Below are 23,856 nucleotides of genomic sequence, written 5' to 3' on the forward strand. Positions count from 1 at the left end.
CTTTGTCCCTGCTCTAGCGCTGCCTCGCTGTCATTTCAACAACGGGCTCTTCACCGCTTCCTAACCCGGCTGCCGGAAAATGACGGCGAACCGGAACAGACCCGATGCAGGAATTCCTCATACCGGCAAAAGCCGATCTCCAGGCCGCGCGCGAAAGCTGGCTGAAGATGCTCGCGCGTGAACGTCGCCTGTCACCCGAGACAGTGGAAGCCTATGAGCGCGATTCGCGCCAGCTCCTGCACTTCCTCACCGGCCATCTCGGCGGACCGCCTGGCATTTCCGATATCGCCGACCTGCGCCCAGCCGATTTGCGCGGCTTCCTCGCCGCCCGCCGCAATGCCGGCGCCGGCGCCCGCACGCTTAGCCGTGGCTTGGCCGGCATCCGCTCGCTGCTGCGGTTCCTCGAGCGGCGCGGTCTCGCCAATGCGGCAGGTGCGGCGGCCTTGCGCGCGCCGCGACAACCCAAATCCCTGCCCAAACCTTTGACGGCGAGCGATGCCAAACATGTCGTATCGGTGGAAGGCCAACTGGCGGAAGAACCCTGGATCGCCGCCCGCAACGCCGCCGTGCTGACGCTGCTCTACGGCTCGGGCCTGCGCATTTCGGAAGCGCTTGGCCTCAATGCCGCTGATCTGGCGTCGGAAGCCGACACCGTGCTGCGCGTCACCGGCAAGGGCGGCAAGACACGGCTGGTACCGGTGTTGCCGGTGGCGCTCAGGGCGATCGCCGAATACCGCCGGCTCTGCCCCTATCACCTCGATCCGAAGGGTCTGCTGTTTCGCGGCGCGCGCGGTGGCCCGCTCAACCCGGCGATTATCCAGCGTGACATGGCGAAGCTGCGTTCGGCGCTCAACCTGCCGGACACGGCGACTCCACATGCCTTGCGCCATTCCTTCGCCACCCATCTGCTCGGCCGAGGCGGCGATCTGCGCACCATCCAGGAACTCCTGGGCCACGCCAGCCTGTCGACGACGCAGATCTACACCGGCGTCGACACCGCAAGGCTGCTCGAAATCTACGAATCGGCCCATCCCAGGGCATGAACGTCGGTAAAGCCATGCAGTATCGGTGGCCCATTATAAACATTCGCGATTGGCCGAAGCCTTCCCAACTTCGTCATCCTAGGGCGAAGCAGGAGCGAAGCTCCGTCGCGGAGACCCTGGGATCCATGCCGTGACATCAGCCGTGGAATTCAGCGGAGCTGAATTCTGCACCGTGGGCGGTGCTCTGAAGTCGCGGCATGGATCCCAGGGTCTCCGCGACGGAGCTTCGCTCCTTGCTCCGCCCGTGGATGACGAAGAATGGGCGGTTAGGACAATTTCATAACCCCGATTAACGGTTTTGCCGCTTTTCAGTCCTAGGAATGGGACCATGAAACGTGTCATTGCCATCGCCGACCGTGCGGCTTCCGTCTCGCTGAAACTGCTTGTCGCGCTCAACGTGCTGTTTTTCCTATCCTTCCTTGCTGTCCTGCTGTTCGCCGCCGGCAGGGCGCACGCGGAAATCCCGACTTGTACCGGCGCCGACATGCTGTCGGCCTTGCAGAAGAACAATCCCGCCACCTACGGCAAAATCGAGGCCGAGGCGGCTACCACGCTGAACGGCAAGGGACTGCTGTGGAAGCTGGAAAAATCAGGCGAACAGCCATCCTACCTGTTCGGCACCATGCACATGACCGATCCGCGCGTCACCACGCTGCCGGCCTATGCGCAGAAGGCCTTCGATGCTGCCGGCACCCTCATCATCGAGACCACCGACGTGCTCGACAAGCAGAAGATGATGGCGGCGATGCTGAAGGAGCCGGACCTGATGATGTTCACCGACTCCACGACGCTTTCGTCACTGCTGTCGCCGGACGAAGCGGCGGCCATGAACGCCGCGCTCGATGCGCGCGGCATCCCGCCGGCGACGGTCGCAAAAATGAAGCCGTGGATGCTGTCGGCCATGATGGCGCTTCCGGCTTGCGAACTCGCCCGCCAGTCCGGCGGCGCGCCGGTGCTCGACGTCAAGCTGGCCGAGAGCGCCAAGGCGGCCGGCAAGCCGGTGGAAGGATTGGAAACGGCCGAGAGCCAGCTGCGCGCCATGGCCTCGCTGCCGCTCGCCTTTCACATGAAGGGTCTGGTCGACACGCTGAAGCTGGGCGACAAGGTCAACGACATTAACGAAACCATGATCGTGCTCTACCAGCGTGGCGACACCGGGATGTTCTGGCCGCTGTTCCGCGCCGCCATGCCCGAGGAGCAGGACGACCCCGCGGGCTACGCCGCCTTCGAGGAAACCATGATCACCAGCCGCAACAAGGTGATGGTCGATCATGCAGGACCGATCCTGGCCAAGGGCAACGCCTTCATGGCGGTCGGCGCGCTGCATCTGCCCGGTCCAGAGGGACTGGTCGAGGATTTCCGCAAAGCCGGCTATACTGTCACCGCCGTCAATTGAGTCGGACGGCAGCGGAGGCACGCAAACGCCGCGTTTCCGGCGTTTTCCTCCGCTAGCGTGAAACCCATTCAACGGTTGCGCGTTGATGGATGTTGATTGACCTTTTTCATTTTCCCGGAGGACACATTTATGGCGAACACACCAAACCCAAACGACCCGTACAATTCGACCACCAATGCCCCTCGGCCGAGCGGCGGTGGCGGCAGCCCCTGGCTGATTGCACTGGTCGTCGTTATCCTGGCGATTGTCGCGTATTATGTTTTCGGAAGAAGTGGTGGCGAGCACCCGGCACCCGCCGAGCCGCCAGCGGCCAGCACACCGGCTCCGGCGCCCGCACCGGCTGAACCGATGAAGCCCGCCGAACCGGCCAAGCCAGCCGAACCAGCTCCTGCACCCGCCCCGGCTCCTGCACCAGCGCCGGCTCCCGCACCAGCGCCGGCCCCGGCACCAGCGCCGGCCCAGTAAGGGGCTCGATATCAAAGACGAACGGCCTGCTGAAAGGCGGGCCGTTTTGTTTTGGGTGATGACCGTTGGGGGGCCTTGGCGCCAAGCCACTCCGCCCGTTCGTCATCCTCGGGCTTTGACCCGAGGATCCATGCCGCGACCTCGGCCGGTCTACGCCGCGTCGCTTCGCTCCTTGCTCCGCCATAGGACGACGAAGCGTTGGGCACCCTTAGATGTGGATCGGCTTGAAGAAGGTGGCCAGCGCCGCTTCCTTCACCGCTTCCGACATCGTCGGATGGGCGTGGCAGGTGCGGGCCAGATCTTCCGACGAGCCGCCGAACTCCATCAGCACCGCCGCCTCATGGATCATCTCGCCGGCGCCGAAGCCGACGATATGGACGCCGAGCACGCGGTCGCTCTGCTTGTCGGCCAGGATCTTCACGAAACCGTCGGTATGCAGCATGGCGCGCGCGCGGCCGTTGGCGGTGAAGGGGAATTTGCCAACCTTGTAGTCGATGCCGGCCTTCTTCAGCTCTTCCTCGGTCCTACCGACCGACGCGATCTCCGGACTGGTGTAGACGACGCTCGGAATGACGTCATAGTTCACATGGCCGGCCTGGCCGGCGATGGTCTCGGCCACCGCCACGCCCTCGTCCTCGGCCTTGTGGGCCAGCATCGGCCCGGCGATGACGTCGCCGATGGCGTAGATCCCGGGAACATTGGTCCTGAGATGCCCGTCGGTCTTGACCCGGCCGCGCTCGTCGACCTCGACGCCGGCTTCCTTCAGCCCGAGGCTGTCCGAAAAGGCGCGGCGTCCCGTCGAGATCAGCACGGCATCGGCCTCAATGGTTTCGGCAGCACCCCCCTTGACCGGCTCGAAGGTAACGGTCGCGCCCTTCTTGGCCGTGGCGACGCCGGTCACCTTGGCGCCGAGCTTGAATTCGAAGCCCTGCTTGGAGAGCAGCCGCTGGAACTGTTTCGACACCTCGCCGTCCATGCCGCCCAAAATGGTGTCGAGGAACTCGACCACAGTGACCTTGGCGCCAAGCCGTGCCCAGACCGAGCCGAGTTCGAGGCCGATGACACCGCCGCCCACCACCACCAAATGGCCAGGCACCTTCTCCAGCGACAGCGCGCCGGTCGAGGACACGATGATCTTTTCGTCGAAGTCGACCTTGACGCCGGGAATGCCGGCGACGTCGGACCCGGTGGCGATGACGATGTTCTTGGTCTCGATCTCGTCGACCTTGCCATCCTCGCCGGTCACCGAGACCTTGCCTGCGGCAACCACCTTGCCGGTGCCGCGGAAGGCATCGATCTTGTTCTTCTTGAACAGGAAGGCGACGCCATTGACGTTGGACGACACCGTCGCGTCCTTGTGCGCCATCATTTTCTTCAGGTTCAGCCTGGGTGCCGGAATTTCGACGCCGAGCGTGTCGAAGGAATGGCCGGCCTCGGCGAACATTTCCGAGGCATAAAGCAGCGCCTTGGACGGGATGCAGCCGATGTTGAGGCAGGTGCCGCCGAAGGTCGCGTTCTTCTCGACCACCGCGACCTTCAGCCCAAGCTGTGCCGCCTTGATGGCGCAGACATAGCCGCCGGGTCCCGAGCCGATGATAACCACGTCATAAGCCATGTTTGTTTCCCTTTTGCTTGGGGTTCAGCGGCCGCCGCTGACATTCAGGATCGCGCCCGTCGTATAGGACGCGGCATCGGATAAAAGATAGAGGACCGCACCGGCGACTTCATCCGCCGTGCCCGCCCTTTTCATCGGCAGCAGATCGCGGAACCGTTCTATCCGGTCCGGCTGGCCTCCGGAGGCGTGGATGTCGGTGTCGATGATGCCCGGCCGCACCGCATTGACACGGATGCCTTCCAGCGCCACCTCGCGGGCAAGCCCGATGGTGAAGGTGTCGATGGCGCCCTTGGAGGCGGCATAGTCGACATATTCGCCCGGCGAGCCCAGCGTCGCCGCCGCCGACGAGATGTTGACGATCGCACCGCCCGACCCGCCATGCCGCGTCGACATGCGCTTCACCGCCTCGCGGGCGCACAGGAACGAGCCGACGACATTGATGCGCATCATGCGTTCCAGCCGCGCGACATCCATCTCGTCGACGCGCGCCTTGACGTCGACGATGCCGGCATTGTTGACGAAGGCGTCGAGCCGGCCAAAGGCGCGGTCGACGGCGCCGAACATGGCCACGATATCGGTTTCCTTGCCGACATCGCCCCTGACGGCAACGGCTTCGCCGCCGCCGTCCTTGATTTCGGCGACCAGCGCATCGGCGGCGGCCTTGTTGGAGGCGTAATTGACCGCGACGCGATAGCCCCCCTCCGACCCCAGTCGGCAGATGGCGGCGCCGATGCCGCGGCTGCCGCCGGTGACCAGCAGCACTTTTTGCGTCGCGCTCATTCCTGGCATCCCTTCATAGCGAACACATCGGACGGCACTTTCGAAAATCCGCCGCCGCCACGCGCCCGGGACTGCCTAAGCACCGGCCCGAGTTCGGGCAGGATCAGCGTCTTCGGCGCCTCCACTCCCTCGGCCGGCAAAAGCCCGACAGTGCCCTTGTCGTCGGACGTGTAGATGACGCCGTTCCACAGCGTGCAGGCGGCAAGCTCCTCGCCGGTCACGTCGCCTTCCGGGCACTTGTACATCAGCGCGCCGTTCGGCCGCGCAACATCCGTGGTCCACATGACGATGCCGTTCAGCACCACATCGTTGTCGAGGATCAGCCGGAAACTGTTGGTGACAACAGCCGATGTGCCGGTCGGGGTAAAATCGATCTCGCTGCCGCTCTGGCTATCCCCATAGACGGCGAGTTCGATCGGGCAGGCGGCTTGGGCGGCTGCGGTAGCCATCATGATACCGATCATCAGCACAACCGGTTTGGTGGCTCCAAGCAAACGCGCCATCATTGGCCGCTCTTTGCCGCAAGCCGCCATCCGACCGCCTCACAGATCGAGCACCAGCCGTTCCGGATCCTCCAGGCTTTCCTTGACCCGCACCAGGAAGGTCACAGCTTCCTTGCCGTCGACGATGCGGTGATCGTAGCTGAGCGCCAGATACATCATCGGCCGGATCACGATCTGGCCGCCGACCACGACCGGCCGGTCCTGGATCTTGTGCATGCCCAGAATGCCCGACTGCGGCGCATTGAGGATCGGCGTCGACATCAGCGACCCGTAGACGCCACCATTGGAGATGGTGAAGGTGCCGCCCTGCATGTCGGCGACCGACAGCTTGCCGTCGCGCGCGGCGATGCCCAGCCGGCCGATGTCCTTCTCGATCTCGGCGATCGACATCTGGTCGGCATCGCGCACGACCGGAACCACGAGGCCCTTTTCGGTGCCGACCGCGACACCAATATGGGCATAGTTCTTGAAGATGATGTCGGTGCCGTCGATCTCGGCATTGACCGAGGGGATTTCCTTCAGCGCGTGGGTGACGGCCTTGGTGAAGAAGCCCATGAAGCCGAGCTTCACGCCGTGCTTCTTCTCGAAAACGTCCTTGTACTTGGTCCTGAGCGCCATCACCGCCGACATGTCGACTTCGTTGAAGGTGGTCAGCATGGCGGCGGTCGACTGCGCCTCCTTCAGGCGGCGCGCGATGGTCTGGCGCAGCTTGGTCATGCGCACGCGCTCCTCGCGCGATGCATCCTCGCCAGACGACGGCGCCCGAACCGCGATCGGTGCCGGCGCTGCCTTTGGCGTCTCGGCCGGCTGCGACGGCGCACCTTTGGAGATGGCATCCAGCACGTCGCCCTTCAGCACCTGGCCGCGCTTGCCCGAGCCGGAGAGCTGGTCGACCGACAGATTGTTCTCGGCGATCAATTTTGCCGCCGCCGGCGCCGGCGGCATGGTGCGCGGCTCGACCGGTCCGGCATCGCCGGCAACCTTGGCGGTCTCGGCCGCGGCCTGCTTGGTGGTGGATGCCGCGTCGGGGCTGGACGCCTGCGCGACCGCTTGCGGCTTGGTCGCGGGAGCAGCCGCGCCACCGGCCGAAATCGACCCGAGCAGGGCGCCGACGCCGACCGTCTCGCCTTCCCCAACCGTGATTTCACCGAGCGTCCCGGCGGCGGCGGCGGGCACCTCTACCGTCACCTTGTCAGTCTCGAGCTCGACCAGCGGCTCGTCGGCGGCAATGGCATCGCCGACCTTCTTGAACCATTTGCCAACGGTCGCTTCGGTGACGGATTCGCCGAGTGTGGGAACGCGGATTTCGGTAGCCATTGTGCCTGTCCGTTCTTTCGGTTCTGTTCTGCTTATTCGCCGAGCGCGTCTTCGAGCAAGGCGGCGAGCTGGGCGAGGTGCTTCGACATCAGCCCGGTCGCCGGCGACGCGGCCGCCGGACGGCCGGTGTAGCGCACCCGCTGATGCTTGGCGTCGATATGCGCCAGCACCCATTCCAGATACGGATCGATGAACGACCAGGCACCCATGTTCTTGGGCTCCTCCTGGCACCACACCATCTCGGCGTTGCGGAAGCGTGACAGCTCGGTGATCAGCGCCTTGGCCGGGAACGGATAGAGCTGTTCGACGCGCAGCAGATAGATGTCGTTGATGCCGCGCTTCTCGCGCTCTTCATAGAGGTCGTAATAGACCTTGCCCGAGCACAGCACGACGCGGCGGATCTTGGAATCCTTGGTCAGCTTGATCGCCTGGTTGGGCAACAGCTGGGCATCATCCCACAGCAGCCGGTGGAACGAGCTTTCGCCCGAGATTTCCGGCAGCGTCGACACCGCCCGCTTGTGGCGCAGCAGCGACTTCGGCGTCATCAGGATCAGCGGCTTGCGGAAGTCGCGCTTCAGCTGCCGGCGCAAGATGTGGAAGTAGTTGGCCGGCGTCGTGCAGTTGGCGACCTGCATATTGTCTTCGGCGCAAAGCTGCAGGAAGCGCTCCAGCCGGGCGGAAGAATGTTCGGGGCCCTGGCCTTCATAGCCATGCGGCAGCAGGCAGACGAGGCCCGACATTCTGAGCCACTTGCGTTCGCCCGACGAGATGAACTGGTCGAATACCACCTGGGCGCCGTTGGCGAAGTCGCCGAACTGCGCCTCCCACAGCGTCAGCGCCTTCGGCTCGGCCAGGCTGTAGCCATATTCGAAGCCCAGCACCGCTTCTTCCGACAGCATCGAGTTGATGACTTCGTAACCGGCCTGCGCCGCCGACAGATTGTTGAGCGGGATGTAGCGGGTCTCGTCGCGCTGGTCGTAAAGCACGGAATGGCGCTGCGAGAAGGTGCCGCGCTCGGAATCCTGTCCGGACAGCCGGATCGGATTGCCGTCGAGCAGGATCGCGCCGAAGGCCAGCGCCTCGGCCGTCGACCAGTCGATGCCTTCGCCGGACTCGATCGCCTGACGCCGGTTTTCGAGGAAGCGGATGATCGTCTTGTGCGCTTCGAAGCCCTTCGGCACCTCGGTCAGCTTCTTGCCGATTTCCTTCAGCGTCTTGACCGGTACCGCGGTCTTGCCGCGCCTTGTCTCGTCCTGGTTGTCGGCCGTGCGCAGGCCTGACCAGGCGCCGTCGAGCCAGTCGGCCTTGTTGGGCTTGTAGTGCTGGCCGACTTCCCATTCGGCTTCCAGATGCGCGCGCCAGTCGGCCTTCATCTGATCGAGCTCGGCCTGGGTGATGTGCCCTTCCGCGATCAGGCGATCGCCATAGATTTGCACCGTCGTCTTGTGGGCGCGGATGTTGCTGTACATGAGCGGCTGCGTGAAGGCCGGTTCGTCGCCCTCATTGTGGCCGAAGCGGCGGTAGCAGAACATGTCCACGACCACCGGCTTATGGAACTTCATGCGGAATTCGATCGCCACCTTGGTGGCGTGCACCACAGCCTCCGGATCGTCGCCATTGACGTGAAAGATCGGTGCCTCGATCATCTTGGCGACATCGGACGGATAGGGCGATGAGCGCGAGAAGCGCGGATTGGTGGTGAAGCCGATCTGGTTGTTGATGATGAAGTGCAGCGTGCCGGCGACGCGGTGGCCACGCAGGCCCGATAGGCCGAGGATCTCGGCGATCACGCCCTGGCCGGCGAAGGCGGCGTCGCCATGCAGCAAGAGCGGCAGCACCTTGGCCCGCTCTTCCAGCGGCACGATCTCCTCGCGGCCGCGGCCGAACAGGGAATCCTGCTTGGCGCGCGCCTTGCCCATCACCACGGGATCGACGATCTCCAGATGCGAAGGGTTCGCCGTCAGCGACAGGTGAACCTTGTTGCCGTCGAACTCGCGGTCCGACGAGGCACCGAGATGGTACTTCACGTCGCCCGAGCCCTCGACCTCGTCGGGGGCCGCCGAGCCGCCCTTGAATTCGTGGAAGATGGCGCGGTGCGGCTTGGCCATCACCTGGGAAAGCACATTGAGGCGGCCGCGATGGGCCATGCCGAGCACGATCTCCTTCATGCCGAGCTGGCCGCCGCGCTTGACGATCTGCTCCAGCGCCGGGATCAGCGATTCACCGCCGTCGAGACCGAAGCGCTTGGTGCCCTTGTACTTGACGTCGATGAACTGCTCGAAGCCTTCCGCCTCGACCAGCTTCTGCAGGATCGCCTTCTTGCCGGTGGCGGTGAACGAGATCTCCTTGTCGGCGCCCTCGATGCGCGCCTGGATCCAGGCCTTTTCCTCGGGATCGGAAATATGCATGAACTCGACGCCGAGCGTCGAACAATAGGTGCGGGTGAGGATCTCCAGCATCTGCCGGATGCTGCCGAATTCGAGCCCCAGCACATTGTCGAGGAAGATCGGCCGGTCGTAGTCGGCTTCGGTGAAGCCGTAATTTTCCGGCGACAGTTCGTTGTAATCCTCGAGCGTGTTGATGCCGAGCGGATCGAGATTGGCGTGCAGATGGCCGCGCATGCGGAAGGCTCGGATCATCATGATGGCGCGCACGGAATCGCGTGTCGCCTGGTGCACATCGGCGTCGGACAGCACGACACCGTTGGTGACGGCCTTGTCCTTGACCTTCTTTTCCAGGTGCTTTTCGACGATGCCCCAATTGCCGTCCAGCGCCGACACCAGCTCGCCATTGGCCTGCAGCGGCCAGGAAGGTTTCGCCCATGAAGCGCCCTTGGCGTTCCTGCGTACATCGCCGGCATCGTCCTTCAGCCCGGCGAAGAACTCCTGCCACTCGGGATTGACCGAGGCGGGATCGTCCTCATACGCCGCGTAGAGCGCGTCGATGTAATCGGCATTGCCGCCATAGAGGAAAGAGGTGAGCGAAAATTGGTCGTTGGCCTGATCTTGTCTTGCCATGTCGTTTCAGCGGAGCCTGGCTCCGTCTCCTTTCGAGGGAACAGTGAGTAGCCGGTAGTGAGTGGAAAATGGAATTTTCGGCTCAGCTGCTACTCACCCGTTCTTCCCTTCTTCACTACTGACTACCTGCTACTCACTACTGGCTTAACCCTTGATCGCCTCGACCAGCGTCGTGCCCAGCCGCGCCGGCGACGGCGAAACTTTTATCCCGGCCGATTCCATCGCCGCGATCTTGTCTTCCGCCCCGCCCTTGCCGCCGGAGATGACCGCGCCCGCATGGCCCATGGTGCGTCCGGCCGGCGCCGTGCGCCCGGCGATGAAGCCGGCCATCGGCTTCTTGCGACCACGCTTGGCTTCGTCCTTGAGAAACTGCGCGGCGTCTTCCTCGGCCGAACCGCCGATCTCGCCGATCATGATGATCGACTTGGTCTCATCATCGGCCAGGAACATCTCGAGCATGTCGATGAACTCGGTGCCCTTGACGGGGTCGCCGCCGATGCCGACGGCGGTGGTCTGGCCGAGGCCGACATTGGTGGTCTGGAACACAGCCTCATAGGTAAGTGTTCCCGAGCGCGAAACAACGCCGACCGAGCCCTTGCGGAAGATGTTCCCGGGCATGATGCCGATCTTGCATTCGTCGGGGGTAAGCACGCCCGGGCAGTTCGGTCCGATCAGCCGCGAGGCCGAGCGATCGAGCCGCGCCTTGACCTTGATCATGTCCATCACCGGAATGCCTTCCGTGATGCAGACGATCAGCGGGATCTCCGCCTCGATCGCCTCGATGATGGCTTCCGCGGCGCCCGCCGGCGGCACGTAGATGACGGAGGCGTTGGCGCCTGTCTTTTCCTTGCCTTCGGCGACAGTGGCGAAGATCGGCAGGCTCTCGCCTTTCGAGCCCGTCCAGGTCTCGCCGCCCTTCTTGGGATGGATGCCGCCGACCATCTTTGTCCCGTGATAGGCCAGCGCCTGCTCGGTATGGAACGTACCGGTCTTGCCGGTCAGGCCCTGCACCAGCACCTTGGTATTCTTGTCGACGAGAATGGACATGGCCGCCCTTTTTAAAAACCGTTGATCGAGGAAGGCGAGACGCGCCGGTAGACGCCGCTCACCATGTCTTGCCAGTCATCGCTGCCGGCAAGTTTGAAATGCAATCGCATGCGGTAGGTGTCGGCATCGTCGAAAACATACGTCACCCTCGCAAAGCCGCGCGGCGACGATCGCTCCAGTACCAATTCGCTGCCGTTCCATGTGCCCGTGGCGGGCGAGGACGGCACAAAGCCCATCGAATCGAACTGGTGCATGGTGACGACGCTGTTCTGCTGGTCGAAGCCGAATACATTGTGCGCGCCGAAGGAGACCGTGCCATCGCGGCGCTGCTTATAGCGCTGCACCACGAACAGACCGCCGAACTGCGCTTCCGCTGTCACTTCGCTCGTCGCCATGCCGCCATCGGCCCACTGCGTATCCGCGACCTCCTCCTCGCCGCGCCAAGCACCGACCAAAGCCTGCAGGAGCTGGTGATCGGCCGAGAGCGAAGAGAAGGGCGAGGCGTTCATCGGTCAGAGCCGCTTCAGATCGGCGACCGTCAGATCGCTCTTGGCATTGCCGGTGTTGAGTGTCGTCGCCGGTTCGAACATCAGCACCACCGGCTCTGATGTCAGCGAACGCGGCCGATGCTCGACGCCGCGCGGTACGACGATGAAGTCGCCCTCGCCGAGCTCGATCGGCCCGTCGCGAAAATCAATGGCGATCCTGCCGCGCAGCACGAGGAAGGCTTCGTCTTCATTGTCATGCGCATGCCAGTCGAAGACCTCGCCGAACTTGGCGACCTTGGCCTGGCTGTCATTCACGTCGCCGGCGATATGCGGATCGAAGACCTCAGTGATGGTCCGATCCGCCGCCTCGACCAGGTTTATCTTGCGTGGAGGCACCGGCTCAGCCCTTCACCGCCGCCACGACCTTCTTGGCCGCGTCGTCGAGATCGTCGGCCGAGACGACGTTCAGGCCGCTGTCGTTGATGATCTTCTTGCCAAGCTCGGCATTGGTGCCTTCCAGGCGCACGACCAGCGGCACCTTGAGCCCGACTTCCTTGACCGCGGCAATCACACCCTCGGCGATGATGTCGCACTTCATGATGCCGCCGAAGATATTGATCAGGATGCCCTTGACCGCCGGATCCCTGGTGATGATCTTGAACGCCGCCGTCACCTTCTCCTTGGAAGCGCCGCCGCCGACATCGAGGAAGTTGGCGGGTTCGGCGCCATAGAGCTTGATGATGTCCATCGTCGCCATGGCAAGGCCGGCGCCGTTGACCATGCAGCCGATATTGCCATCGAGCGCGACATAGGCGAGGTCGTATTTCGACGCCTCGATCTCCTTCTCGTCCTCTTCTGACGTGTCGCGCAGTTCGAGCACATCTGGGTGGCGAAACAGCGCGTTGTTGTCGAACGACACCTTCGCGTCGAGCACGCGCAGATGCCCATCCTTCATGACGATCAGCGGGTTGACCTCGAGCAGGCTCATGTCCTTCTCGACGAAGGCCTTGTAGAGGATCGGGAACAGCGTGCCGCCGTCCCTGGCCGCGTCGCCGTCGAGCTTCAGCGCATCGTTGAGCGCCTTGACGTCCTCAGCCGTAACGCCCTTTTCCGGATCGATGGCGACGGTGATGATCTTTTCCGGCGTGTCGTGCGCGACGCCCTCGATGTCCATGCCGCCCTCGGTCGAGACGACAAAGGCGATGCGGCCGACCGAGCGGTCGACCAGAATGGAGAGATAGAGTTCGCGCTCGATGTCGGCGCCGTCCTCGATATAGAGGCGGTTGACCTGCTTGCCGGCCGGGCCGGTCTGCTTGGTCACCAGCGTGTGGCCGAGCATCTCGTTGGCGTTGGCGACCACCTCGGCGACGGACTTCGCCAGCCGCACACCGCCCTTGGCGTCGGCGCCGAGTTCCTTGAATTTGCCTTTGCCGCGGCCGCCGGCATGGATCTGGCTCTTCACCACATAGAGTGGGCCGGGCAGCGCCTGTGCAGCGGCTTCCGCCTCGCTTGCCTTGAAAACCGGCACGCCTTCGGCCACCGGCGCGCCAAAGCTCTTCAGCAGCGCCTTGCCTTGATATTCATGGATGTTCATCGGGAACTATCTCCAGGTCGTTTTGCCGGGGTGACGTTTGGGCGGGTTATTTCGAGGCGAGCTGCGGCGCGATCTTGACGCAGGCCTCGGTCAGGCCCTGCACGGTCGCCACCGATGCCTCGAACATCTTCTGCTCGGCCTTGTTAAGGTCGATCTCGATGACGCGCTCGACACCGCCGGCGCCGATCACCACGGGCACGCCGACATAGGTACCCTTGACGCCATACTGGCCGGAGAGGTGTGCCGCGCAAGGCAGCACGCGCTTCTTGTCCTTGAGATAGGATTCGGCCATCTGGATCGCCGAGGCCGCCGGCGCGTAATAGGCCGAGCCGGTCTTCAGGAGGCCGACGATCTCGGCGCCGCCGTCACGGGTGCGCTGCACGATCTGGTCGAGCTTTTCCTTGGAGGTCCAGCCCATCTTGATCAGGTCGGGAAGCGGAATGCCCGACACCGTGGAATAGCGGATCATCGGCACCATGGAATCGCCGTGGCCGCCGAGCACGAAGGCGGTGACGTCCTCGACCGAAACCTTGAATTCCTCGGCCAGGAAGTAGCGGAAGCGCGCGCTGTCGAGCACGCCGGCCATGCCGACGACATGGGTCTTGGGCAAGCCCGAAAACTTCTGCAGCGCCCACACCATGGCGTCGAGCGGATTGGTAATGCAGATGACGAAGGCCTTCGGCGCGTACTTCTTCAGCCCTGCGCCGACCTGCTCCATGACCTTCAGGTTGATGCCCAGCAGGTCGTCGCGGCTCATGCCCGGTTTGCGCGGCACGCCGGCGGTGACGATGCAGACATCGGCGCCCTCGATGCCGGCATAGTCGTTGACGCCGGTCAGCCGGGAATCGAAACCATCGACCGGCGACGACTGCGCGATATCGAGCCCCTTGCCTTGCGGGATACCCTCGGCGATATCGAACAGGACCACGTCGCCGAGATCCTTGAGGCCGATCATGTGGGCGAGCGTGCCGCCGATCATGCCAGAGCCGATAAGCGCTATCTTGTTGCGTGCCATGTGAGGATGATTTCCCTTTGTCTGTGACGCGCCAACACGGCGTCGAGGAAGAGGCCGGACTGCTGCGGGGAACCGCGAATTTCCCGCACCCAATAACTCTGGTGCGGAATAAATTCAAACGATTATTTCGACCCCTGCATTTTCAATCGGTTAGTGTCTTCGGGATTTACGTAAACGTCAAAATTTGTAAGCCGACTTGGGAGAATTTACACAATGCCGATTGAGATCAGAAGGCTTTATCCCGGAGATGACGCCCTTGTGATGCGGATTGCCGACGACGTGTTCGACGAGCCGGTGCGGCCCGATCGCCTGGCAAGCTATCTCGCGCAATCGGGCCATTTCATGATCGTGGCCCTGGCTGAGGACGTTGTCGTCGGCCAATGCGCGGCGGTCATGCACCGCCATCCGGACAAGGCGCCGGAACTCTACGTCGACGAGGTCGGCGTCTCGCCAGCCTTCCAGCAGCAGGGCATCGCGCGCGGAATGCTCGACGCCATGTTCGCGCTCGGCCGCGAGCATGGCTGCGAAGAGGCCTGGGTCGGCACCGAGCCGGACAATCTGCCCGCCCGCGCACTTTATGAGGGGCGCAAGGAGGCGCATGGCGAGGCGGAGACCTTTGTGATGTACGTCTATCGGCTGTAGCGATTGGCCGACGCCTCCGGTCCTTCCAGGACGACGACACGATGTCGACCGCTCAATTTGGCGCGAGTCCGCTCAAATTTGGCGCGAGCGGATGAAGGCCGCGAAGGCTGACAGGCCATCGCGAATTGCCCGCACGTTTGCCGGCTCTCGCAGGATACTTTCAACCTCCGCCGGCTTCTTGCCGAGGAGCGAAACCTCGAGCATGGCTTCTTCGCAAAGCGCGAACGACATGGTGCGCATGATCTCCGCCAGCGCCGTGCGGGCGTAGAGCGAGCGTGGCGAGGCGTGCGCCAGCATCGCCGGCTTGCCGACGGCGGCGTCACGCGAGACCAGCCAGTCGAGCGCGTTCTTAAGGCCGCCAGGCACGCCATGGGCATATTCGGGACAGGAGACGACGACACCGTCCGCGCCGGTGACGGCCTCGATCAGATCGGAGGCCTCGCGCGGCGTCCGCTCGCCCTCGTCGTCGGGATTGAAGATCGGCAGCCGGCCAAGCCCGTCATAGACGGTGACGCGACAGCCCGCTGGCGTGTTCAGCGCCAGTGCCGCGACCAGGGCCGAATTGGTGGAGGCCGCCCGCAGGCTGCCGGATATCGCAATGAGGTTGAGCAAGGCGGACCAGTCCAGACGAATCGGGGGCCGACAACCCTACCACATCGTCTGTTTGTACTCGCCGTCGAGCCAGCGGTCCGTCGCCTCGGCCGAATCGGCCAGTGCCAACTGGTCGCGCAGGATCTGGCCGAGCGTCGGCAGCGTGGCGCGATCATGCCAGCTGTCGGGCTTCCACAAATCGGAGCGCATGAAAGCCTTGGCGCAATGCATGTAAGCGGCCTTGACTACGATCACGATAACGCTTTGCGGCTCCTTGCCGTCGACCGCAAGGCGCTCGCGCAAGGTGGCATCGACGGTGATGCGGGCATCGCCATTGACGCGCAGCGTCTCGTTCATGCCTGGTATGAGGAAGAGCAGCCCGACCGAGGGATTGCGGATGATGTTTTCCAGCGTATCCAGCCGGTTGTTGCCGGGCCGGTCGGGGATGGCGATGGTGTTCTCGTCGAGAATGGCGGCGAAGCCGGGCTTGTCGCCTTTCGGGGTCACGTCGGCATTGCCTTCGCCATCGGACGAGCCGATCAGCACGAATGGGCTCTTGCCGATGAAGGAGCGGCAATGGGCGTCCAGCGCCTTCAATTCCTTGCGGATCGAGCCATCGGTCGGGCGCGGCGTCTTGTAGATCGTCCGCAGATCCTCCTGGGTGGTGACGAATTCCATGGCTCTCCCCTTTACAGCCCTATTTGCCGACTTTCTCTTCGCCGCCGGCCTTGTCGTCCAGCGAGTGGCGCAGGATCAGCGGCATCTGGCTGAAGGTGAAAAGAAGCGTGATCGGCATGATGCCCCAGACCTTGAACGTAACCCAGGCGTCGGTGGAAAAATTCCGCCAGACGACTTCGTTGACGAGGGCCAGGAACAGGAAGAACAGGCCCCACCGGAAGGTGAGCTTGCGCCAGCCTTCGGCATCGAGCTTGAATGCGGACTCGAAGACATAGCCGAGCAGCGAGCGGCCGAAATACAGGCCGCCAAGCAGCACGCCGCCGAACAGCGTGTTGACGATGGTCGGCTTCATCTTGATGAAGATATCGTCCTGCAGATAAAGCGTCAGCGCGCCGAAGATGAAAACGACGACCCCCGACACCATCGGCATGATCGGCAAGGTGCGGGTGAGCAGCCATGAGGCGATCAGCGCGATGGCGGTCGCGGCCATGAACAGGCCTGTGGCGACGAAGATCGGGCCGCCGAATTCAGCCAGCACGGGCAATTTCTGCGTCAGCCACTCGCCGCGCGCATTGGCGAAGAAGAAGACGAGCAGCGGCCCGAGCTCCAGCGCCAGCTTGAGCACGGGATTGATGCCTTCCTTCTTCTCTTTCTGCGGGTCGGACGGATCGCGTTCGAGAATGGGTGGGTTCATGGTTTCCTTCTAACGCACGATCCAATCCGGAAGCCTCACTTCCGGCATCGTGCCTTGTTCAAGCCACTCCAGCGATCGCCCTGGCGAATTCGCTTGCGGAAAACGGTTCGAGGTCGTCGACCTGTTCGCCGACGCCGATGAAATAGACCGGCAATTTATGCTTTGCCGCGATCGCCACCAGAATACCGCCCCGCGCCGTGCCGTCCAGCTTGGTCATCACCAGGCCGTTGACGCCGGCGATATTGCGGAAGATCTCGACCTGGTTGAGCGCGTTCTGGCCGGTCGTGGCGTCGACCGTCTGCAGCACGGTGTGCGGCGCTTCGGGATCGAGCTTGCCCAGCACGCGGACGATCTTTTCCAACTCCGCCATCAGTTCGGTCTTGTTCTGCAGCCGGCCGGCGGTGTCGATGATCAGCACGTCGGAGCCGGCTTCTTTGGCCCGCTCGAAGGCATCGTAGGCGAGACCGGCGGCGTCGGCGCCGAGCTTCGAGGCAATGACGGGCGATTTCGTTCGTTCGCCCCAGATCTTCAGCTGTTCGATCGCGGCGGCGCGGAACGTATCGCCGGCGGCCAGCATCACCGACAGGCCGCCATCGGTCAGCTTGGCGGCGAGCTTGCCGATGGTCGTGGTCTTGCCGGTGCCGTTGACGCCGACCACCAGGATGACATGCGGCTTGTGCGAGAGGTCGAGCTCGAGTGGTTTCGCGACCGGCGCGAGCACCTTCTCCACCTCGGCCGCCATGACGGCGCGCACTTCGGTATCGGAAACATCCTTGCCGTAGCGGCTGGAGGCCAGTGAATCGGTGACGCGCAGCGCCGTTTCGACGCCGAGATCGGCGCGGATCAGCACGTCCTCCAGGTCCTGCAGCGTCTCCTCGTCCAGCTTGCGCTTGGTGAAGACGCCGGCAATGTTGCCGGTCAGTTCGCGCGAGGACCGGGCTAGCCCGTCCCGCATGCGCTGGAACCAGGATTGCCTCGGCGCCGGTTCCGGCGCCTTCTGTGGCTCGGCCTTCTGCTCGACCTTCCTGGCGACCGTCACCTTGCCGGGAACGGGTCTTGGCTCCGGGGTGGGCCGCGGGACCGATTGAGGCTCGGGCGCGACCTCGGCAACGACCGGCTGCGTCTCGACCGGTGCAGGTTGGCGAATGGGAGGGGCGATTTCAGCTGGTGGCGCTTCGAGCGCCGCTTCGACGGCAGGTCCGCGCTTTCCTTCATGCTCTCCCCGCAAACCGGGCAAGGACGGTGCTGAAGCCCCTTCCTTCGCCCCGTCCCTATACGGGGAGGTGCCGGCAGGCGGATGAGGGGCAGCGCCGGCCCTTGAAGGCTGCTCGACGGCGGCCGCCGACGGAGGCACTTCAGCCGGCGACGCCGACGGCACCTCGACCGGTGCGGGTATCTCGGCCGGCACTTCGACTGGCGGCGTCGGCACTTCGACGGGCGCGGGTTCCGGTCGCCTCTCCGGACGCGAGGGAACGATCTCCGGCTCCGATGGCGCCGGCGGGATCTCCTGCGGCTGGGGTTCGGGCGTGGGCTCGGGAGCAACCGGCGGCGGCGGGACCTCTTCCGGCGCGGGCGGTTCAGGCGTTTCGGGCGCGGGTGCCGGTTTCTCTTCCGGCGCAGGCTCCGGCTGCCGCTCCGGTTCTGACGGAACAGTCGGCTCCGGCGCGGGCGGAATGGTCGGCGCAGGCTCGGGTGTGGGTTCCTCGGGTGTGGGTTCCTCGGGCTGCGGCCCGGGCGCGGCCTCGACCGGAGCAGGCACGGTCGCCGGCGCGGCTTCCGCCACAGGCTCCTCGCGCTTCAAAAACTCCGGCACGGCCTGCTCGGCCGCCGGCTTCAGCGCGTCGAGCTGGTCCCATTTGATCGGCGGCAGCGGGGCGGTCTCGTCGATGCGCTCCTCGACCACCTCCTTCTTGCCGAACGAAAATATCTTCTTGAAAAAACCAGCCATGCTTTTGTGTTCTCAGGCGGCGCGGGCGGCAAGGGGAGTGGCTATCAGCCTGATCCCGTCGTGGCCGGTTATATCAGCCTCGACGATCTCTCCCGGCGCGCCGGTGCCGAGTGCGGCAAGCGTGAACCCTTCGGTGCGGCCAAGGCCGTCGCGCTCGATCAGGACCGACTGACGGCTGCCGGCGAGCGAGGACAGATGGCGCTGGTAGGCCGCTTCGCCGGCGGCGCGCAACCGGGCGGCACGCTGCTTGACCAGCTCTCGACGCAGCTGCGGCATGCGCGCGGCGGGTGTGCCCTCGCGCGGTGAAAACGGGAAGACGTGGAGATGGGTCAGGCCGCACTCGTCGACGATCTCCAGCGAATTCTCGAACATGGCGTCGGTCTCGGTCGGGAAACCCGCGATAATGTCGGCGCCGAAGACAATGCCGGGCCGCAGCTTGCGCACATCCTCGCAAAAGCGGATCGACTGATCGCGCAGATGCCGGCGCTTCATGCGCTTCAGGATCATGTCGTCGCCCGACTGCAGCGACAGATGCAGATGCGGCATCAGCCTGGGTTCCGTGGCGAGCGCATCGAGCAGGTCGTCGTCGGCCTCGATCGAATCGATGGAGGACAGCCTGAGCCGCTTTACGTCGGACACCTGCCTGAGAATGGTCTTCACCAGCTTGCCGAGCTTCGGCGCGCCTGGCAGGTCGGCGCCGAAAGACGTCATGTCGACGCCGGTCAGCACGATCTCGGCATAGCCGTTGCCCGCCAGCCGCTTGACCTGCTCGACCACGGCGCCCATCGGCACCGAGCGCGAATTGCCGCGGCCATAGGGGATGATGCAGAAGGTGCAGCGATGGTCGCAGCCATTCTGGACCTGCACGAACGCACGGGCCCGGCCCTCGATGGCGTCGACCATGTGGCCGGCGGTCTCACGCACCGAAAAGATGTCGTTGACGCGCGCCTTCTCGGTGTCGTTGACGCCGAAATCCGGCAACGCGCGATAGGAATTGGCCTTCAGCTTCTCTTCGTTGCCAAGCACGAGATCGACCTCGTCCATGGCGGCGAATTTTTCGGGCTCGGTCTGCGCGGCGCAGCCGGTGACGATGATGCGCGCGGCCGGGTTGTCGCGGCGCGCCTTGCGGATTGCCTGCCTGGCCTGGCGCACCGCTTCGCCGGTGACGGCGCAGGTGTTGAAGATGACGGCGCCGCCATCCAGCGCGCCGAGGCCGGCATTTTCGGCCTCGCGCCGCATCACTTCGGACTCATAGGTGTTGAGACGGCAGCCGAAAGTCACCACGTCGATGCGGCCGGTCTCCTTCGCCACGTCGACGTCCTTGGCAAGGGCGGACATCACGCCGCGCTTTCGGTGTCGCGGGCCCATTGTCCGGTCGACGGATCGAAGCTGCCGGAAAATTCCCACTCGGCCGCGCCGGTCAGGATGACGTGGTCGTCCTCGCGCCACTCGACATGCAGCGTACCGCCGCCGGGGGTCAAAAGGTTGACACTGCGGCCCGTGCGCCTGGTGCGCGCGGCGGCAACGACAGCCGCGCACGAGGCGGAGCCGCAGGCCTTGGTCAGGCCGGCGCCACGCTCCCAGGTGCGGATGATCATCGAGTCGGGCGAGGTCACCTGCGCGATGGTTATGTTGGCGCGCTCGGGAAAGATCGGATGGTTTTCGAGCAGCGGGCCGAAACGATCGAGTTCATAAGTCCAGACATCGGCGTCGACCCAGAAGATGGCGTGCGGGTTGCCCATCGAGACGGCCGAAGGCGAATGCAGCACCGGCGCGTCGATGGGGCCGACCTGCAATTCGATCATGCGGGTGTCACGGAACTCCTCGGCCAGCGGGATGTCGCGCCAGCCGAAGCGCGGCGTGCCCATGTCGACCGAGATCGAGCCGTCCGCGTGTTCGCGGGCGTTCAAGATCCCGGCCACGGTTTCGAAGGTGAAGGTCTTCTCGCCGGTCTCGGCGGCCAGCGCCTGGACGACACAGCGCATACCGTTGCCGCAGGCCTGCGCGCCCGACCCGTCGGAATTCAGGATGTCGACGAAATAGGCGGTGCCCGGCGTCCTGGCGTCGTGGATCGCCATGATCTGGTCGAACCGCGTCGAGGCATCGGCGTTGAGCGCGATGGCAGCCGCGGCCGTCACCCGATCCGCACGGCCACGCATGTCGGCAACGATGATCTCGTTGCCGATGCCGTTCATCTTGGCGAAAGGGGCCGTGCCTGCCATTGCTCCGAAATTTCCATGTCCGTTCGGCGCTATATGGCGGAAACGGGCAGGAATTACCAGTGCGCAGCCGCTTTCACGGCGAAGGTGCGGGACTTACGTCACCGCAAAGACCCCAAGCAAGATCAACAGGAAGATGATGAGCACGATGCCGATGAGAATGCGCGCGCCAGTGGCGGCCGCGCCCGCCAGCGCCGGCATGCCGAGCAGGCTCGCCGCGGCGGCGATGATCAGGAGAATGATGATCCATTTGAGCATGGGAACGCCTCGCAAGCCGGACACATTGAAACCGGTTGAAAAACGCGGCTGTCGTGCTTGGGTTCCCGAGGCCGGGAGATAGCGTCGGCGATGTCGAGGCAGCCGAGGTCGTAGAAAGTGCAGTTCTGATTGATGAAGACATTGCGCCCGACGCGGATTTCGTCCCCGCCGGTGCCGTCTCCATCGGACATCGGTGGTTTTCCCGGCATCGCCTCAGCCGGCGATCTCGATATCCGTGCTGAAGGGGGCCGTCTTGCTCGAATTCTCGTCATGCATGACGAAGTTGCACCGGTATTTGCCGGCCGGCAGGCCGTCGAGGGAGAGGTCGAGTTTGAAGAACAGTTCGCGATTGTGCGAGCGAGAGGCGATCTGAACACGGCCGACCTTCTCCATTGTGCCGAGCGTTTCGCCGGCTGCCGACACGACGGTGATGTCGACAGAGAGCGCGATCATGCTGTTGCCGAGGCCGTCCTTGCCGTAGCCATAGCCGACCGGCTCCATGTACAGCACGATTTTCTCGCCGGGCTTGTAGATGTGGTTGGCGCGCTCGCTGTAGATACCGAAGCCGGAGGCCGTGTCGACTTGCTTGACGTTCAGGACGCCAAGCGGCATCGCTTGCCAGAGCGCTTCCTGGGCGCTGCTGAATTTCTCCAGCGCACCGGCGCCATCACCCGACTGGAGCAGCTTCTCGGCCTCGGCCGCCCGATCGCTGATCTCGCCCGCGAAAGCCGCCGGCACAGAGACCGCCAGCGCCAAAAGACCTGCCATGATTGACTTCATCTGATTCCCCTATCCTGTCCGCGGATGACCATCAGCGAAAACCATGGCAGCGTAAACGGTCATTCCAGCCATCGAGGCGATCATATCCGGGGCACTTCCCAGATCTCGCCGGGCCGCAAGGCGCGAAAGCGCTCCTGTGGGATGCCTCGGCCGTCCAGCGCCTCGGCCAGCTTCCGCACCGGTTCGTCGAACGGCTCGTCGGTGAGCTGGAACGTGCCCCAATGGCAGCCGGCGGCGAAGGCTGCGTTGCACAACGACATGCCCTGGACCGCTTCCTCGGGGTTCTGGTGCTGCGGCGCCATGAACCAGCGCGGCTCGTAGGCGCCGATCGGCAGGATGGCGAAGCGGAAGCCGCCATGCCTCTCCGCCATCAGCCGGTAGTTGATGCCGCCGTGGAAGCCGGTATCACCGGCGAAATAGATTTTTCCGCCCGGCGTCTCGATGACGAAGCCGGCCCACAGCGCCATGCGCCGGTCGCGCGCCCCGCGCGCCGACCAGTGATGCGCGGGCTCGACGTGGATAGCGGTGCCGTCGGAGACATCGACCCTGTCGCCCCAGTCATGCGCGGAAAGCCGCGTCCCGGGCACCGCGGCGGCGATGATGGCATCGTTGCCGAGCGGCGTCACCACCAGCGGATCGTGCTTCTCCTGCAACTGCCTCAGCGTGGCAAGGTCGAGATGGTCATAGTGGTTGTGGCTGACCAGCACGAGGTCGATCGCCGGCAGATCGCCAAGGGCGATACCCGGCGGATTGACGCGCCTGGGTCCGGCAAAGGAGAACGGCGATGTGCGCTCCGACCAGACCGGATCGGTAAGGATGTTCAGCCCGGCTGTCTGGATCAGCAAGGTCGAATGGCCGACCATGGTCACGACCAGATCGGCGCCTTCGACCGCCTCCGCCGGCTTTGCCTGCGCAAAGGGGCTCGGGCTGGCAGCCGGCCATTTCGAGCGCTGGCCGCTGAACTGCCATTTCAGCAAATCCTTGAAGGGGCCGGGCATCCGGCCGCCGGGATTGAAGAACAGGCTGCCGTCGAAATGGTCGCTGGGCGGGCCGCTGTAGTAGCGGTTGGCGGCTTTCTTTCTGGCGGCCAAGGTCTGCGCTCCGGCGGGTTTCGGTGAACTCTTTGTTTTCACTCAATTCCCAGGGGGGGAAAGTGCTGCGTGTTTTCCCGGGAAAAGCGCCACACACCTTTCCTGGAATTGGCCATAGACATAAGCCCTGACGCGGCTGGCGCAAGCGTTTGCCGGCCGAAGGCCAAGGGCGGCAAGGCGGTCTCGGCTAGGATCGCGGCATCAGGAGGAAGACGCCATGGCGATGAAGCGGACCAAGACACCCTGGATGAAGGCCGAGGATTTCGGCCGCTCGCTGCCGCGCGGCATCGGCGTCAATCTCCTGGTATCGGACATGGCGGCGATGGAAGCCTTCTGCGGTGACGTGCTTGGCGCCCGCATCGTCTATGCCGACGAGGATTTCGCCGCGCTCGAGCTTCTGGGATCGGTGTTCATGCTGCATGCGGACCATTCTTATCTCGACAATCCCATGACGGGCTCCATCGCGGGTACGGAGACGCGCGGTGCCGGCATCGAACTGCGTCTCTATGGCGCGGAGCCCGACGCGATCGAGGCGGCGGCGCTGGAGCATGGCCACATCGTGCTGGCCGGCGCGATCGACAAGCCGCATGGTCTGCGCGAGTGCTATATCGTCGGACCGGACGGATATGTGTTCGTGCCGAGTGCGCCGCTCGCCGGGTGAGTGCGATAAATTTG

Annotated in this window: 23 protein-coding genes; 4 read left to right on the forward strand and 19 right to left on the reverse strand. The window is 64.2% G+C overall.

Annotated elements, in window-relative coordinates:
• Positions 1–104: 104 nt before the first annotated feature.
• A complete protein-coding gene (locus FJ936_RS16675) occupies positions 105–1,043 on the forward strand; it encodes a tyrosine recombinase XerC (RefSeq protein ID WP_141906775.1) in 939 nt (312 codons plus the stop codon).
• A 328-nt stretch (positions 1,044–1,371) separates the two neighbouring features.
• Positions 1,372–2,439, forward strand: coding sequence for a TraB/GumN family protein (locus FJ936_RS16680; protein WP_140791687.1), 1,068 nt, complete (start codon positions 1,372–1,374; stop codon positions 2,437–2,439).
• Between the two features lie 673 nt (positions 2,440–3,112).
• Here FJ936_RS16680 and lpdA read toward each other — a convergent pair.
• From lpdA to mdh, 10 genes are all read right to left on the reverse strand, one after another.
• Positions 3,113–4,519 carry a dihydrolipoyl dehydrogenase gene (gene lpdA / locus FJ936_RS16690; protein WP_140822831.1) on the reverse strand — a complete coding sequence of 469 codons (1,407 nt, stop codon included), beginning with the start codon at positions 4,517–4,519 and terminating at the stop codon, positions 3,113–3,115.
• 24 nt (positions 4,520–4,543) lie between these two features.
• Positions 4,544–5,299: an SDR family oxidoreductase gene (locus FJ936_RS16695; protein ID WP_140791683.1), complete on the reverse strand. Its 756-nt coding sequence runs from the start codon at positions 5,297–5,299 to the stop codon at positions 4,544–4,546.
• Positions 5,296–5,805 carry a hypothetical protein gene (locus tag FJ936_RS16700; protein WP_141906776.1) on the reverse strand — a complete coding sequence of 170 codons (510 nt, stop codon included), beginning with the start codon at positions 5,803–5,805 and terminating at the stop codon, positions 5,296–5,298. Before FJ936_RS16700 ends, FJ936_RS16695 begins: the two co-directional genes overlap by 4 nt.
• A 36-nt stretch (positions 5,806–5,841) precedes the next feature.
• Positions 5,842–7,119, reverse strand: a complete 1,278-nt coding sequence (gene odhB, locus FJ936_RS16705; RefSeq protein WP_141906777.1) for a 2-oxoglutarate dehydrogenase complex dihydrolipoyllysine-residue succinyltransferase — start codon at positions 7,117–7,119, stop codon at positions 5,842–5,844.
• A gap of 32 nt (positions 7,120–7,151) precedes the next feature.
• Positions 7,152–10,136: a 2-oxoglutarate dehydrogenase E1 component gene (locus tag FJ936_RS16710; RefSeq protein ID WP_140618313.1), complete on the reverse strand. Its 2,985-nt coding sequence runs from the start codon at positions 10,134–10,136 to the stop codon at positions 7,152–7,154.
• Positions 10,137–10,280: 144 nt separating this feature from the next.
• Entirely contained in the window at positions 10,281–11,183 is a 903-nt protein-coding gene (gene sucD, locus FJ936_RS16715) for a succinate--CoA ligase subunit alpha (RefSeq protein ID WP_023784122.1), read from the reverse strand.
• 11 nt (positions 11,184–11,194) lie between these two features.
• A complete protein-coding gene (locus tag FJ936_RS16720; RefSeq protein ID WP_141906778.1) occupies positions 11,195–11,692 on the reverse strand; it encodes a DUF1579 family protein in 498 nt (165 codons plus the stop codon).
• Between the two features lie 3 nt (positions 11,693–11,695).
• Complete coding sequence (locus tag FJ936_RS16725; RefSeq protein WP_015315011.1) at positions 11,696–12,067, reverse strand: cupin domain-containing protein; 372 nt, start codon at positions 12,065–12,067, stop codon at positions 11,696–11,698.
• Positions 12,068–12,071: 4 nt separating this feature from the next.
• The gene (sucC, locus tag FJ936_RS16730) at positions 12,072–13,265 is read right to left on the reverse strand and encodes an ADP-forming succinate--CoA ligase subunit beta (RefSeq protein ID WP_141906779.1); all 1,194 of its coding nucleotides are present in this window, start codon (positions 13,263–13,265) and stop codon (positions 12,072–12,074) included.
• Positions 13,266–13,311: 46 nt separating this feature from the next.
• Complete coding sequence (gene mdh, locus FJ936_RS16735) at positions 13,312–14,280, reverse strand: malate dehydrogenase (RefSeq protein ID WP_015315009.1); 969 nt, start codon at positions 14,278–14,280, stop codon at positions 13,312–13,314.
• A 213-nt stretch (positions 14,281–14,493) separates the two neighbouring features.
• Here mdh and FJ936_RS16740 point away from each other — a divergent pair, with 213 nt between their 5' ends.
• Positions 14,494–14,922 carry a GNAT family N-acetyltransferase gene (locus tag FJ936_RS16740; RefSeq protein WP_141906780.1) on the forward strand — a complete coding sequence of 143 codons (429 nt, stop codon included), beginning with the start codon at positions 14,494–14,496 and terminating at the stop codon, positions 14,920–14,922.
• 72 nt (positions 14,923–14,994) lie between these two features.
• On the opposite strand, the gene FJ936_RS16745 is transcribed toward FJ936_RS16740, so the two are convergent.
• The 9 genes from FJ936_RS16745 to FJ936_RS16790 all read right to left on the reverse strand — a co-directional run bounded on the left by FJ936_RS16745 (position 14,995) and on the right by FJ936_RS16790 (position 23,181).
• Complete coding sequence (locus FJ936_RS16745; protein ID WP_141906781.1) at positions 14,995–15,534, reverse strand: NADPH-dependent FMN reductase; 540 nt, start codon at positions 15,532–15,534, stop codon at positions 14,995–14,997.
• Positions 15,535–15,570: 36 nt separating this feature from the next.
• A complete protein-coding gene (locus FJ936_RS16750; protein WP_140791675.1) occupies positions 15,571–16,191 on the reverse strand; it encodes a pyridoxamine 5'-phosphate oxidase family protein in 621 nt (206 codons plus the stop codon).
• 19 nt (positions 16,192–16,210) lie between these two features.
• Complete coding sequence (locus FJ936_RS16755) at positions 16,211–16,885, reverse strand: septation protein A (RefSeq protein ID WP_015315005.1); 675 nt, start codon at positions 16,883–16,885, stop codon at positions 16,211–16,213.
• A 58-nt stretch (positions 16,886–16,943) separates the two neighbouring features.
• Complete coding sequence (gene ftsY, locus FJ936_RS16760; protein ID WP_141906782.1) at positions 16,944–18,833, reverse strand: signal recognition particle-docking protein FtsY; 1,890 nt, start codon at positions 18,831–18,833, stop codon at positions 16,944–16,946.
• A gap of 12 nt (positions 18,834–18,845) precedes the next feature.
• On the reverse strand, positions 18,846–20,171 hold the full coding sequence (gene mtaB / locus FJ936_RS16765; protein WP_141906783.1) for a tRNA (N(6)-L-threonylcarbamoyladenosine(37)-C(2))-methylthiotransferase MtaB: 1,326 nt from the start codon (positions 20,169–20,171) through the stop codon (positions 18,846–18,848).
• Positions 20,171–21,055, reverse strand: coding sequence for a diaminopimelate epimerase (dapF, locus tag FJ936_RS16770; protein ID WP_140618301.1), 885 nt, complete (start codon positions 21,053–21,055; stop codon positions 20,171–20,173). The genes mtaB and dapF overlap by 1 nt, the downstream gene beginning before the upstream one ends.
• A 93-nt stretch (positions 21,056–21,148) precedes the next feature.
• On the reverse strand, positions 21,149–21,310 hold the full coding sequence (locus FJ936_RS16775) for a DUF1328 family protein (protein WP_015315001.1): 162 nt from the start codon (positions 21,308–21,310) through the stop codon (positions 21,149–21,151).
• Between the two features lie 213 nt (positions 21,311–21,523).
• Positions 21,524–22,090 (reverse strand): hypothetical protein, encoded by a 567-nt coding sequence (locus tag FJ936_RS16785; protein ID WP_140618299.1) that lies wholly within the window; start codon positions 22,088–22,090, stop codon positions 21,524–21,526.
• An 80-nt stretch (positions 22,091–22,170) separates the two neighbouring features.
• Complete coding sequence (locus FJ936_RS16790) at positions 22,171–23,181, reverse strand: MBL fold metallo-hydrolase (protein ID WP_140791671.1); 1,011 nt, start codon at positions 23,179–23,181, stop codon at positions 22,171–22,173.
• Between the two features lie 217 nt (positions 23,182–23,398).
• On the opposite strand from FJ936_RS16790, the gene FJ936_RS16795 reads away from it, so the two are divergent.
• A complete protein-coding gene (locus FJ936_RS16795) occupies positions 23,399–23,842 on the forward strand; it encodes a hypothetical protein (RefSeq protein ID WP_015314998.1) in 444 nt (147 codons plus the stop codon).
• The last annotated feature ends 14 nt before the right edge of the window (positions 23,843–23,856 follow it).

The organism is Mesorhizobium sp. B2-4-13, assembly GCF_006658535.1.
In the GTDB taxonomy this organism is placed as follows: domain Bacteria; phylum Pseudomonadota; class Alphaproteobacteria; order Rhizobiales; family Rhizobiaceae; genus Mesorhizobium; species Mesorhizobium australicum.